Annotated in this window: 15 protein-coding genes and 2 pseudogenes; 12 read left to right on the plus strand and 5 right to left on the minus strand. The window is 57.9% G+C overall.

All coding sequences use genetic code 11. From position 1 onward, the window contains the following. Nucleotides 1–5: 5 nt before the first annotated feature. From ACSFBM_RS28180 to ACSFBM_RS28205, 6 genes are all read left to right on the plus strand, one after another. Entirely contained in the window at nucleotides 6–944 is a 939-nt protein-coding gene (locus ACSFBM_RS28180) for a TniB family NTP-binding protein (protein WP_435487343.1), read from the plus strand. A 4-nt stretch (nucleotides 945–948) separates the two neighbouring features. Beyond that, complete coding sequence (locus ACSFBM_RS28185) at nucleotides 949–1,971, plus strand: TniQ family protein (protein WP_435487344.1); 1,023 nt, start codon at nucleotides 949–951, stop codon at nucleotides 1,969–1,971. A gap of 169 nt (nucleotides 1,972–2,140) precedes the next feature. Beyond that, entirely contained in the window at nucleotides 2,141–3,709 is a 1,569-nt protein-coding gene (locus ACSFBM_RS28190) for a recombinase family protein (protein ID WP_435487345.1), read from the plus strand. Then, complete coding sequence (locus ACSFBM_RS28195) at nucleotides 3,709–4,599, plus strand: plasmid partitioning protein RepB C-terminal domain-containing protein (RefSeq protein ID WP_435487346.1); 891 nt, start codon at nucleotides 3,709–3,711, stop codon at nucleotides 4,597–4,599. The genes ACSFBM_RS28190 and ACSFBM_RS28195 overlap by 1 nt, the downstream gene beginning before the upstream one ends. Continuing rightward, nucleotides 4,596–5,495, plus strand: a complete 900-nt coding sequence (locus ACSFBM_RS28200; RefSeq protein WP_435487347.1) for a plasmid partitioning protein RepB C-terminal domain-containing protein — start codon at nucleotides 4,596–4,598, stop codon at nucleotides 5,493–5,495. Before ACSFBM_RS28195 ends, ACSFBM_RS28200 begins: the two co-directional genes overlap by 4 nt. Nucleotides 5,496–5,519: 24 nt before the next feature. Further along, nucleotides 5,520–5,735, plus strand: a complete 216-nt coding sequence (locus tag ACSFBM_RS28205) for a hypothetical protein (RefSeq protein ID WP_435487348.1) — start codon at nucleotides 5,520–5,522, stop codon at nucleotides 5,733–5,735. A 187-nt stretch (nucleotides 5,736–5,922) separates the two neighbouring features. Here ACSFBM_RS28205 and ACSFBM_RS28210 read toward each other — a convergent pair whose 3' ends face one another. Beyond that, nucleotides 5,923–6,327: a winged helix-turn-helix transcriptional regulator gene (locus ACSFBM_RS28210; protein ID WP_435487349.1), complete on the minus strand. Its 405-nt coding sequence runs from the start codon at nucleotides 6,325–6,327 to the stop codon at nucleotides 5,923–5,925. A gap of 93 nt (nucleotides 6,328–6,420) precedes the next feature. On the opposite strand from ACSFBM_RS28210, the gene ACSFBM_RS28215 reads away from it, so the two are divergent. The 4 genes from ACSFBM_RS28215 to tnpB all read left to right on the plus strand — a co-directional run bounded on the left by ACSFBM_RS28215 (nucleotide 6,421) and on the right by tnpB (nucleotide 9,127). Next, nucleotides 6,421–7,380: an aromatic alcohol reductase gene (locus tag ACSFBM_RS28215; RefSeq protein ID WP_435487350.1), complete on the plus strand. Its 960-nt coding sequence runs from the start codon at nucleotides 6,421–6,423 to the stop codon at nucleotides 7,378–7,380. Continuing rightward, nucleotides 7,380–8,198, plus strand: coding sequence for an SMP-30/gluconolactonase/LRE family protein (locus ACSFBM_RS28220; RefSeq protein WP_435487351.1), 819 nt, complete (start codon nucleotides 7,380–7,382; stop codon nucleotides 8,196–8,198). The genes ACSFBM_RS28215 and ACSFBM_RS28220 overlap by 1 nt, the downstream gene beginning before the upstream one ends. A gap of 216 nt (nucleotides 8,199–8,414) precedes the next feature. Beyond that, entirely contained in the window at nucleotides 8,415–8,795 is a 381-nt protein-coding gene (locus tag ACSFBM_RS28225) for a transposase (RefSeq protein ID WP_435487352.1), read from the plus strand. Continuing rightward, nucleotides 8,792–9,127 (plus strand): IS66 family insertion sequence element accessory protein TnpB, encoded by a 336-nt coding sequence (gene tnpB, locus ACSFBM_RS28230; RefSeq protein ID WP_435487353.1) that lies wholly within the window; start codon nucleotides 8,792–8,794, stop codon nucleotides 9,125–9,127. The genes ACSFBM_RS28225 and tnpB overlap by 4 nt, the downstream gene beginning before the upstream one ends. 68 nt (nucleotides 9,128–9,195) lie before the next feature. Here tnpB and ACSFBM_RS28235 read toward each other — a convergent pair. Continuing rightward, nucleotides 9,196–9,312: pseudogene (locus ACSFBM_RS28235) on the minus strand (transposase domain-containing protein); the annotation flags it as partial. Between the two features lie 69 nt (nucleotides 9,313–9,381). Continuing rightward, complete coding sequence (locus ACSFBM_RS28240) at nucleotides 9,382–9,621, minus strand: hypothetical protein (protein ID WP_435487354.1); 240 nt, start codon at nucleotides 9,619–9,621, stop codon at nucleotides 9,382–9,384. Nucleotides 9,622–10,015: 394 nt separating this feature from the next. On the opposite strand from ACSFBM_RS28240, the gene ACSFBM_RS28245 reads away from it, so the two are divergent. Then, nucleotides 10,016–10,270 (plus strand): hypothetical protein, encoded by a 255-nt coding sequence (locus ACSFBM_RS28245; protein ID WP_435487355.1) that lies wholly within the window; start codon nucleotides 10,016–10,018, stop codon nucleotides 10,268–10,270. Between the two features lie 24 nt (nucleotides 10,271–10,294). Continuing rightward, entirely contained in the window at nucleotides 10,295–10,498 is a 204-nt protein-coding gene (locus tag ACSFBM_RS28250) for a hypothetical protein (protein WP_435487356.1), read from the plus strand. A 177-nt stretch (nucleotides 10,499–10,675) separates the two neighbouring features. On the opposite strand, the pseudogene ACSFBM_RS28255 reads toward ACSFBM_RS28250, so the two are convergent. Beyond that, a pseudogene (locus ACSFBM_RS28255) lies at nucleotides 10,676–10,801 on the minus strand (YkvA family protein); the annotation flags it as partial. A 368-nt stretch (nucleotides 10,802–11,169) separates the two neighbouring features. Next, nucleotides 11,170–12,669, minus strand: a complete 1,500-nt coding sequence (locus tag ACSFBM_RS28260; RefSeq protein WP_435487357.1) for a sensor domain-containing diguanylate cyclase — start codon at nucleotides 12,667–12,669, stop codon at nucleotides 11,170–11,172. Nucleotides 12,670–12,811 lie beyond the last annotated feature (142 nt).

A 12,811-nucleotide genomic window follows, 5' to 3' on the forward strand; every position in this document is an offset into this window, starting at 1 on the left:
ACTTCATGCCCAAGAAACCGAGCCCGTCGACACCGAACTCGCCGTACCCTCATCTCGGCAAGGAGGCACTCACGCTTATCGACGCGTCTGCAGTCGAGCGGACGAATGCGATCCTGATGGGATCGTGGATGGCCCTGGCGCCCTCGGTGAAGGCGCTGGAATTTATGGAATTCCTGCTCAATCACCCGCCTTCCACACGCCCGCCAAACCTTCTGCTCGTGGGGGATTCGCACAGTGGGAAGTCGACGGTGCTCGAGCGCTTCGTGTCCCTCCACACTCCGGTCGTCTCTCCCGAAGCTCCGACCTCCATCGTCGACGTGGTCGTAATCACTTGCCCCCCAGAACCTGATATCAACGCGCTCTACACGAACATCTTGGATGCATTGCTGGTCCCGTACAAGCCGAATGCGTCCGAACCGGTGAAGTACTCCCAGATCAAGATCATGTTTCGCAAGGTCGCTGTCAAGGTTCTGCTGATCGACGAGATCAACAACTCCCTTCAAGGGCACCAGCTGCAACAGCGCCAGTTCCGCAATGCGCTCAAGAACCTGGGAAACGACACCAAGGTTCGCATGGTGGCCGCCGGCACCTACGACGCGTTGAACGCGCTCACGATCGACGAACAGCTGGGCAGCCGGTTCGAAACGATGTACATGCCGCGATGGCGAACTCCCAAAGAGGTGGGCACGTTGCTGGCGACCATGGAGAAGCGGATCCCATTGAAAAAGCCTTCCGATTTGAAGTCCGTCGCCATGCTGCGATTGATTCAACAGCGCGCCGAGGACTCCCTGGGTGACATCTGCTCGCTCGTACGAAACGCGGCTGTCAAGGCGATCGCCACCGGTGGTGAGCAGATCACCAAGGCTCTGATCGATGACTTGGTCTGGACGCCGCCGTCGAAGCGTAGGCGCAGCGTTCAGCCAGGCGTGCAACAGGCCATCTGAAGCCATGCGCGGACTGACGCCCTCGCTCTGGCCGGTCCGCTATAAGCCCTTTCCTGATGAATTGACTTCCAGCTGGCTGGTGCGGCTCGCTCATGGAATGGGCTTAAAGGTCCAGACCTTCTGCAATCTGATCTTCGGCAACCGCCTACAGGTCTGGAATCGGGACATCGACCGGTTGGCACCGAATTGGCTGCTGGACGAGTTGATCCTGCGTACGGCGACTCCGCGGGAGATCGCTTTCGGCACTTCCCTGCGGGCGTTCGAGGGCACACTATTCAGCCAGTTCAAGGTTTCGGGCGTTTTGCCATGGATCCTGAATCTGAAGATGTATCACCGCACCCGACGGGCCTATGGGCAGCAGTTCTGTCCAGCATGTCTCGCCTCAGACGAGCAGCCGTACTTTCGCAAGCGTTGGAGGCTGGCATTCACTACGTTCTGCTCGATCCATCGATGTCTGCTGCAGGATCGTTGTCACCATTGCGGCGAGGCCGTGGCTTACTTCCGGATGGATTTCGGCCGGGATGAAGCCTCCGGCGAAGTGCCAATGAGAAGTTGCCACGCTTGCGGCGCGCGCTATGACGAAGCGCCCCAAACGCCGTTCGACGGCTACAGCAGTCAGGGCATGGATTGGTTGGCACTGCGCCAAGCTGCGCTCGACACGCATCAAGGGTTTGGACTTCCAGATTTGGATTGGTCAGAGCTTGCAGTCCTGCGACAAGTGTTGAAGCTATTGAGCAGTGCATACGTGACGGTGAATTTACACGATCACCTGTTGGCCGAACTGGGTGTGGATAGCGCGGTCATGGCATCAGGGCGTTCGGTTTTTGAGGTCAGGCCACGGCACGAGCGTTTTCATCTGCTGCAGCTTGGCGCGTGGATGATGTCCGATGTGGAGGCAACCTTACGACGCGCCTGGAATGCGCGTGCGTTGCGCTACAACCACCTTCTCAAAGACTTTGACAGCGCGCCGGGATGGTTTGTCGGCATCGCCGAAGGCATGCGCGACTGGCGGTCCAGAAAACGGTGATTTACCGAGCAAATGAGTAACTGGAGGTTGCGCGGATTGAATGCGAAATCGCTGGGCGTGCATAAGTCAGCGCGGTACGCGAGGCAACCACATTGCGTAACAACCGAGTAGGAAACTGCTTCACTTTCCTTGTTTCGAGTTTGAGAATGCCGAAAATTGGTCAAACGGCATGACACACATTCCACAAGAAGCTGGTCCGAACGCTCCGGAGGAAGGAGGGATCCCGGTTGCCCAGTACGTGAGGATGTCAACGGAGCATCAGCGCTACTCCACAGAAAATCAAGCATCTGCGATCCTCGAATATGCCGATGCGCACAACATGCGGATCGTGCACACCTATATCGATGCCGGAAAAAGTGGACTCAATATTCGCGGTAGAAAGGGCCTTCAAGATCTGCTGAGGGACGTCCAATTACCCAAGCCTGACTTCGAAGCGGTGCTGGTCTATGACGTGAGTCGATGGGGGCGCTTCCCTGACCCCGACGAAGCAGGCGAGTACGAACGAACCTGCAAGCGGCGAGGGGTCCAGGTCATTTACTGCGCCGAGCAGTTCAAGAACGACGGATCACTTTCCGCAACGGTAATGGTCGGCCTCAAGCGCAGCATGGCAGCGGAATACAGCCGCGAGCTGTCGGTGAAGGTCTTTGCTGGGCATCGCACGCTCGTTCAGCTTGGCTACCGTCAAGGAGGCTCGCCGGGCTTTGGTCTCCGACGCCAACTTATAGACGAGCAGCACAACGTCAAAGCGATCCTCGAGCGTGGCGAAAGAAAGAGCCTCCAGACCGATCGCGTGCTATTGGTCGAAGGGCCGCGCGAAGAGGTCGCGACCGTTCGGAGAATCTACAGCCTGTTCCTGGATGAAGGGATGCCCGAGCGCGTCATTGCCTCCACCTTGAATCGAATGGAAATCAGATCCGAGGCTGGGCATCCTTGGACACGAGGAACGGTTCATCAGATCCTGACGAACGAGAAGTACATCGGCAACAACGTCTACAACCGCACGTCGTTCAAACTCAAGATCAAGCACGAGCGCAACGCACCGGCCGACTGGATTCGAAAAGACGCCGCCTTTCCGGCACTTGTATCTTCCGAGCAGTTCTTTCGGGTGAGAGAGATCATTGCTGCACGATCTCGCCACCTGGACGATGGACAGATGTTGGACCTGCTTCGACGGGCGCTTGAAAAGTACGGAGGTCTTTCTGGCATCGTCATCGACGAAGAGGATGACCTTCCTTCGAGTTCTGCATACCGCAGCCGCTTCGGCAGTTTGTTGCGGGCGTATGACCTGGTGGGATTCACTCCTGAACGTGACTACGCATATCTTGAAATTAACAAGGTACTGCGAAAACGGTACCCGGAGATCATCTCGGAGATGACGGCAGGCATCGAAGGCAATGGAGGATGGACCTCGCTCGATTCGGAGACGGACCTTCTTACTATCAACAACGACTTCACTGTGTCACTCGTCATCGCACGTTGCAAGCCGCTGCCGAGCGGACGCTACCGATGGAACATCCGATTTGATACCAGCCTTGATCCGGATATCACGGTTGTAGCAAGAATGGACGCAAGGAACCATAGAGCCTTGGACTATTACGTCTTCCCGTCGCTTGATTTCTCGAGGGAGCGCTTGCCGACCAAGGAAGAAAACGAATTCACCTTGGATGCCTACCGGGTACCAACACTTGATGACTTCTACTTGCTCGCGGGTAGAGTCACTTTACGAGAGGCTGCCTGATGGAACACTCTGCCAGGATCGAGATGATCTCAATCGACGCGATTGCGATCATCAACCCACGTGCGCGTAACGGCAAAGTCCACCGCGAGATCACCGACAACATCGAGCAAGTCGGGCTCAAGCGTCCAATCACTGTCCGGCGAACCCAACCGGGAGCGACGACCCAGTACGCGTTGATCTGCGGTCAGGGGCGCCTGGAGTCCTGTCAAATGCTGGGGCAAACTGAGATTCCTGCGATCGTCGTGGACACCGACGAAGAGACAGGCCATGTCATGAGCATTGTTGAGAACGTGGCGCGTCGCTTGCCGCGAGCGAATGAAACACTCGAGCAGGTCGGTGCTCTTCGAAAACGCGGTTACAGCGACTCTCAGATTGCAGAAAAAATTGGCTGTACTGCATCGTGGGTCAACAATGTCGGTAATCTACTAGATCGTGGCGAAAAGCGCTTGCTCGCCGCAACGGAGGCTGGGCATATCCCTTTGCACCTCGCCATCTTGATTTCGAGGGCGACGGGGGACGAAGCACAGAACATCTTGATGGAGGCCTATGAGCGCGGCGACCTCAAGGGAAAGAAAGTCAGCATTGTTCGAAAGATTCTCGAGCAACGGCTTCGAAGCGGGAAGCAGGGCCGTAACGATTTTTCCAAGACAGGGCCAAAGCGGCACATGAGTTCGGAAGACCTGACGAAACTCTACCAACGTGACACGGCGACTCATCGTCTGATTCAGAAAAAGGCAGAGCGAACCAACGGCGCCTTGCTGCTTGCCGAGGAAATATTCAAAGAGCTCTTCTCTGATAGAGATTTTTGTGCCGTCCTGCGGTCGGAGAAGCTGACGAACGTGCCGCAGCCTCTCGCAGACATCGCTCATCGAGGGGGATTTTTAAGATGACCCGTTCTTTTAAGACCATTCATCTGGGCTTCGAGCGAGATTGCCTGGACATACCCCTCGGCGTCCTTCATCACTCCAAGATTTTGCCGGTCGAGGTGAAAGCATCCGTCAAGTATCGGCAAATACGATCGTCGATTCAGGCTCTCGGCCTGGTAGAGCCAATCGTCGTCATACCCAAAGAAGATCTGCCCGGGTGCTTCTTAGTACTCGATGGTCATCTTCGCGTTGAAGCTTTGAGCGACCTTGGTGCCTCTCAAGCGAGGTGCCTGATCTCCAAGGACGATGAGAGCTTCACGTACAACAGACGAGTCAACCGGCTGTCGGTTGTCCAAGAGCATCGAATGATTCTGAAAGCCGCGGAGGATGGGACTTCGATCGCCAAGCTGGCGGAGGCCCTTGGGCTGTCAGAGGATTCGATACGGGCGAGATTTCGACTTCTGGACGGAGTGTGCAATGAGGCAGTTGCCCTGCTGGCCGACAAGCCAGCGACCCGTGGAATGTTCGGCGTGTTGCGACAGATGAAGCCGTTTCGGCAGATCGATGTTGCAAGGGCGATGATAAATCTGAACAACTATTCATTGAAGCTCGCGCTCGCCATGCTGCACGGGACCTCGCCGGATCAACTGGTCGAGAAAGCCGCGCTGAAAGGGCAGCCGAACGCGGGCGCGTCGGAAGCGTTGCGTCGCCTTGAACGGGAACTGGCCGCAGTACAAGCGGACACCAAGTTGCTTGAGGAGAGTTACGGGCCGGCCAATCTTCGACTCGTGATCATCAAGACCCACATTAAGAGTCTTCTAGATAACACAGCCGTTGTGAAGTGGTTGGCAAAGTTCCGTGGCGAGTACCTGCAGCAACTGCAATTGATCGCCGACATAAAGCATCTCGCCGCAGACTAGATGTGAGCGTCCAGTCATCCCATCTTGACCGGCCGCAAGCGGTTCAATGGACTGCAGGTGTGCTCCAACGTAAGCAACGCACCCCACGAGGTTGAGGGCGACCAGCAGCAAGAACTTCTCGGCGTCAGTTTGCACGCGCAGCAGGTCGTGCTCTCCGAGATAACCATACACAAACGCCAGCAGGTGGCGCTCGACGTGGTCGGCTCAGAACTTCGAGATCATCTGCTCGACGAGGCCTGACGGCACGCCCTCGGTGAACTTCACCGTCGCCGTCAGCCGCTGCAAGCAGCTGAAGCACAGGATTGCCCCGCAGCTTAAAGACTTTGCCAATTTCTTACCGCCGAAGCTCGCCGCATGCTGATTGCCGATGCATAGACGGTAAAGCGCGGCAGAACGAGCTGCCGCTAACGAAGATTCAGTTGACGGGTCAACCGCGATGGCGAGTGTCGAAGTCTTGCCTGGCTTCTCGGAAGCGGTCCGCGTTCTTCACGATCCAGGTCCACAACGGGACCATGCGAACAAGCAGGTCCATGCCTGTTTCGGACAACTCGTACTCCACTTTCGGGGGTACTTCTTCGAAGTCATGACGGAGTACCAAGCCGTCGCGTTCAAGCTGTCGCAGCGTGAGCGTCAACATGCGTTGTGTGACGCCGTGCATACGCCTGCCGATTTCTGCGTGACGTAGCCTGCCGTACACGCCAAGGGTGTGCACGACGCCGAGAGACCAACGACTCCCGGCATGCGCGAGCACCTCTCGTCGCACCCCATCGTCATCCTCTCTCAAGCCGTCACAGACGGTCTGCGCGTACTGAAGAATTTCACTTGGATTCACGGTAGATGGCTCCCAGTATCACGCGTGTGCCTTCTTTCTTTTGCGCCCACGCGTGCCTAGACTGGCGCAAATTCTTGTTTAGTAGGCCACATGATGAACCAAGCAGACCCTAACGCTACGTCCCAAAACATTCTCGTACTCGGCGCCGGAGAACTCGGCCTGCCCGTGCTACGAAATCTCGCTCGCCGCGCAAAGGACGAGGAAGGCACAAAGATCAGCGTGCTGCTGCGCGCGAGTGCCGTTGAATCCAACGACACGTCCAAGCAACGCGATATCGCTGAGATCCGAAACCTCGGCATCGATATCGTTGTAGGCGATCTTGTGAAAAGCTCCGTTGATGAACTTGCCGACTTGTTTTCGCGATACGACACGGTCATCGGCTGCGCGGGCTACGCGGCAGGAATTGACACGCCGATGAAGCTGGCGCGCGCTGCCTTGCAGTCGGGCATCCCGCGATATTTTCCCTGGCAGTTCGGGGTTGATTTCGACGTGATCGGCCGCGGCAGCCCGCAGGACATTTTTGACGCACAACTGGACGTGCGCGATTTGCTGCGCAGCCAGAAGCAGATGGAGTGGGTCATCATCTCAACCGGTATGTTCATGAGCTACCTGTTTGAGCCGGAGTTCGGCGTGGTGGACCTGCAAAAGGATGAGGTCAACGCATTGGGCAGCCTGGATACCGCTGTGACGCTGACCACTCCCGACGACATCGGGATGCTGACGGCCGAAACCGTTTTCGCGAAACCCCGCATCCGGAACGAGATCGTGTATCTCGCTGGCGACACCGTGACATACGGGGAAGTCGCCGACAAGCTGCAAGCGGGCCTTGGCCGCCCTTTCAGTCGTTCGATCTGGGGCAAGCAGTGTTTGCTGGATGAACTGGCACGCAACCCGCAGAACATGATGCGCAAGTACCGCGCGGCTTTCGCGCAAGGCCGGGGTGTTGCATGGGACAAACGCGATACCTTCAATCAAAAGCGCGCGATTCCCGTCACCGACGTGGCGTCGTGGATAGACGAGAACCTGGCACGGGGCAACCGCGTCGAAAAGTGATGACGACTGTCACTAAAGTAGCGGCAGAGGAAAAATCTCAGCTGGGTGAGTGTCCCGTGTGGTGTGAGCGCAAGCGATGCCTCTATTGGATAGATATTGTGGGACGGACGTTGTTTGCTCTCGACTCGTCGACATCAGATGTCCGCAGTTGGCTTTTGCCGGAGCAGGTAGGCTCTTGTGCACTCACGAACAACGATGACGTGCTGTTGCTTGGGCTTGCGTCGCGATTGGCGATGTTCAATCTGGTCGACCGTTCCATTACGACGATTGCTCCATCGCCAGGGAATCACGGCACGCGCATTGGTGATGGCCGTTGCGATCGCGAAGGCAACTTCGTCTTCGGCACCATGGACGAAGCGGAGCAGCCTCGAAAAATAGGAGCGTTCTATCGATTGAACGCGGCTTCCCTGAGCATTGAACGGTTCGATCTCCCACCCACAGCAATATCCAACGGTATCTGTTTCAGTCCGGACGGAGCCACTTTCTATTTTTGCGACTCCATGCAGCAGAAAATCTTTTGCTGTGACTATCCGTCGCTCAATAGCCAACGGGTATTTGCCGATGTGGTCGGCGGCGGTGCGCCGGACGGCTCGTGCATAGATTCACAGGGCTTCCTGTGGAACGCTGAATGGGGAGGCGGTCGGCTGGTGAGATATTCGCCTCAAGGCATTGTCGCTCTCGTCGTGCCGACGGCCGCACAGTCCACCACATGTCCTCAATTGGGGGGGCTTCCTACAACACGATGTATTGCACTACCGCGCAAATCGGCCTGGAATCGAAAACTGAAGCAGATGGTGCCTTGCTTTGCGCAGAGCTAAGTGACATTCAAGGTTTGCCCGAAACTCGGTTCGCTGGCTGAGCAATAGCGGTGACGCATCGCGCGTGCGCCTGTTTCCGGCATGGCAGAAAAATAATCGCTGATCTTAAAATCCGGAAAGATTCCGGCGCTTCATCTCAGCTTGGGCGCACTCGGTCGGCAAGCGCACGGTGAAGTCATCTTGACTGCCTGAGAGTCGGCAGGCATCGTGTCCGCGATGAATGATGTGGACGCAATAGATGGTGTGGTTAAGCGGGCGACCCGTCGCAAGCACAGCGCGCGGTTCAAGGCTGAGGTCCTTGAGGCGTGCCGGCAGCCGGATGCTTCTGCCGTAGCAATCGCGAGGCTGCACAACCTGAATGCGAACGTGGTGCACCGATGGCGTGCCGATGATCGCAGGGCTTCGTCGCCGAAGGCGACTGACGTTCCAACCTTGCCGATGCCCGACTTCATCGCGCTCGATGTGCAGCCCGAAGCCGAGACGCCAGCCCGTGACATCCGCATCGAACTGAAGCGAGGCAGCGCCACCGCAGTGGTGCACTGGCCGTTGGAATCAGCGTCGTCGTGCGCAGCCTGGCTGCGCGAGTGGCTGCGTTGATCCGCATCGACGCCGTGTGGCTGGCCAATGAGCCCATCGACATGCGCGCTGGCACCGAGACGGCGCTGGCACGCGTCGTGAAGGTGTTCGGCGCCGCGCATCAGCACCATGCCTACCTGTTCGGCGACCGACGGGCCAACCGCATGAAGGTCCTCGTGCACGATGGCATCGGCATCTGGCTGTGCGCACGCCGGCTGAACCAGGGCCGATTCCTCTGTGCCAACGCGAGCCCGGGCACGCAGATGTCGATGGCGCGTGAGCGGCTCGACGCGCATGTGCTCGGAGTGCCATGGCAGCGCGTCGGGACAGCGGGCGTCATCACCGTGGTGTGATCGCACGGCAAGCCATCAATAAACCACGACCTTGCGCGTGATGTCGGAACCGATCCGCGCAGGGCGGCCTACGCGGTGCCGAGCTCGATGTTCCAGGGCAGTAGCGCCTCGTAGTCGTCGACGATCTGCACCAGCGGCAGCTCCTTGAACAAGGCGACGAGGTAGCGATAGGGCTCGACGTTGTTGCCTACGCATCTGAGCAATCGCATCGACGAACTCCTTCCTCACCAGTGATGCCCCTTACGGTGACTTCCTCACCCAGTCGGCGTCAGCTCATCAGGATTGAACGGCAGGCCCAACACTCGGAATGCATCGGCCGAATTTTTCAAGACAGCTTCGCCAGCCTGGTAGGCCTCCGAAGGCCTGTCGTAAGTCCACAAGGAGGCGGCAATCTCTATGGCCTCGTCTTGAGTTCGTCTTTCCAGAATGATCCAGCAAAATCTGTTGCTGGATGTCATCCGCTTTACCTGAAGAGTCAGAACGCCGTCATCCATGGCGGGGTCCACCCATGCAGCGACGCCGATCGATTTCTGAGCGCGCTGCAACGCATGCCGATCTCAAATCTTCACTGATCGGTCTCGCGGCATCGGCTTCGCCTTTGAGTCGTGAGCCGTCCTCCAGCTCGCAGCTCCATCGACACACGCCTCCCTGCTTTTGGAGCAACACATCAACCCGAACACAACGGTACACAAATGAATGGCGCATGAGCGTGAAGCCCTCTAAGCACTGCCCCTAATAATCAGCCGGTGCTAGACTGCCGAACGGGCCGGAGAACCTTAGCGTTCTTCTCCTCAAAAGCAAGTAAATCCACCTACAAGGCGCGGAGTAGGCCTGCGGTGCGTTGCGAGGCTGTGACAGCCGACCTTATCTGTTCTTCAAAGGAATAGCATGAACGCAATCAAAGAAGCCCGCCGGATCATCACGTCCGATCCGAACAGCGAAGAATCTCGAGCGTTGGCTCGCTTGGTCCTGGCTCTGGAGTCCGAGACCGATTTTCCTCTCGCTAGTCTCTATGCGCTGGACCTTGGGACGTTCTCCCTCTCGATGGAAATCCTGAAGGAATGGCGGCTTGACCGCTACTACGCGCAAAAAGGAAAGTTGCTGGACGTGTCGTATCAGGTCAACGTTCTGGCCTCGCACTGAATTTTGCTCACTGCGGAGCGCGCCATGATCCCGTCAAGCCAATTCCGTGTCGTCGTCGAGGAAGTCAGCCCCGGTGCATTTGCCTGGGCCGTGGTCGAGCATAAAGGCGCGGGCTCTGCCAACAGCCCGATCGCTCAATCCCAGAAGTCCTTTTCAGAATTTGAACTTGCCTTGGAAGAAGGGTTTGCGGCCCTGGAGGCGCTTCCGTCAAGTCCACGCGCCCCCTAAATCCATTGTCGGACAAGCACGGTGCGTGCTGGTGAGCAGCTACTCAACGGCTATCCCATTTGTTCGGCGCAGCCCTCAGGCCCGAGCGCAATCGCATGTGCTAAATCTCGGACGTCCGACGCACAGCAGCCCGATCTGGTCATGAAGCGGTAAGTTGACGAACCAGATCAGGGACCGAAGGACAAGAACGTCGTCAAGATGGCCAAGCACAGGAATGAAGTCGGGGATCAAGTCGATCGGGCTGAGTGCGTAGCCCAGGACAAACATGCCGAGCGCCTTGGCATACCAAGGTGTTGCCGGGTGTTTGCTGGCGAACCACAGCGTCACGCCGTCGCACTTGATTCGTGCAGCCCATTTTCTTAGTTGTGTTGCAAAGGCATGCATGCTTCGCTGTGATCTTCAGCGCCTATGAATAGCCTGAGATCGAAAGTTTGGCCTCGAGCCGAGAAGAAAGACTTCTTAGTCAAGATGGGATGGCTGACCGCCTACGTAACATGCGTCCGTGTGGAGCCCGACAAGCCCACCGTAAGCGGCGGCATCGCGCGGTCGGCTCAGGAAGCCAGTGGCATGAGTTCCCCGGGCTGGTGAGCGGCGAGGGTGATCGCGAATGGTACGTAGGCCTTCGACGACTCGGCTTGCGGAGCAGTCTCTCGGACGTCGGGCGGCTTCGTTCAACCAGCAGGGGGGTGCATTGCTGAGCAGACGCGATCACGGCCTTCCGTCTTGGCTTGGTAGAGAGCCTTGTCGGCCGCTTCGATAAGCTCTTTCGGCTGTCCGCTCATAGGCGACGGCCCCAGTGCCTCGACGCCGGCACTGAGGGTCACGAATCCGGCTGCAGTCCCCGCATGTGCGATCTTCAGATCGCGAACCGCATTGCGAATTCGTTCAGCCAGGGCGACCGCTCCCTGCACGTCGGTGTTTGGCAGCAGCACCGCCAACTCCTCGCCTCCATAGCGAGCCGCGAGATCCCCCGGACGTCTGGAAGCGACGGCCGCAATCGTTCGCCCAATGGCTTGCAGGCACTCATCGCCAGCTGCATGACCATAGATGTCGTTGTACTGCTTGAAGCAATCCACGTCGATCATGATGAGAGCCAGAGTGCTCGCCTCCCGGATTGCGCGGCTGAATTCGGTGTCCAACGTCACGTCGAACTTCCGGCGATTTGCGAGCCCGGTCAGTCCGTCCTCCATCGCAAGCGTACTTAGGGTTTTGTTCAACGTCTCTAGCGCATCTCGCGTCCGCCGCAACTCGGCCTCTGTCTGAATCTGCAGCTTGAATTGCTTGACCAGACGCCAACCGATGGCGCTGACAATCAGAACCAGAAAAACAACGCCCGCCGAGTGCCACAGCGTCTCGCGCCACCAGTCGGCGAGGATTTCCTCCTTGGACAAGGACGCAGCGACGAACAGCGGGTAGTTCGGCAAGCGTTGGAAGCTGTTCAGCCGCAAGACGCCGTCCTGGGCAGACCTGATATAGGCTGTTCCGACCGGTCCTTGCGCAAGGTAGGCGCGAAAGAGGTCGCTGCCGCGCATATCCCGTCCGACCACGCTTGGGCTGTAAGGCCGGCGGGTGATCATGGTCCCGTCTTCCAATATCAACCCCAAGGCGCCGGCCTGTCCAATGTCGAGGCTGTCGTAGAACTTGACGAAGAAATCGACCTTGATCGTTGCAAGCGCGACGCCCGCAAAGCTGCCGTCAGGATGATTGATGCGCCGCGAAATGGGAACGAGCAATCTGCCACTGGTTCGACTCTTCACCGGGACGCCGACATGGGGGCGGCGGTCTGTATTGTTGCGATGGAAGAGAAAGTACTCTCTGTCTGCGTTGCTCAGGTTCTGGGGCCAGGTCTGGCGTGAGTTCGCAACCCAGTTCCCGTCCTCGTCGTAGATGTGCAGCCCGTCCAGTTGCGGCAGCTCTGCGACGCGCATCGCGAGGAATTCACGAAGTCGAGCAACCTGGGCGGGGCCCGCTCCCTCGGATTCGATCCGTTCGACGATGTCGACCAGAGTGGTGTCGGCCAGCTTGATCTGATCGTCCGCCTGCTGCGACATGGCGCGCGCAAGATTGGCAGTCGCTACGCTCATTTGCCGAAGGTGGAGCGCACGAGACTGCCAACTGTTCCAAGCATCAATTGCGACCAAGCCGAAGCACACGACGGCCACGAAAGCCATGGTCCGGAATGTGATGGACGGTTGACGAAACGCTGCGCGATTTCGGAGTGAGGATGTCAAGCGGCGACTTTGACACATCTAGACCAGGCCAGAACGATCACGTGTCGCAGAATCTCTCACACTCGCGACCTGGGCATCGTCA

Origin of the sequence: Variovorax pasteuri (assembly GCF_051216435.1) — a bacterium.
Lineage (GTDB): Bacteria > Pseudomonadota > Gammaproteobacteria > Burkholderiales > Burkholderiaceae_C > Variovorax.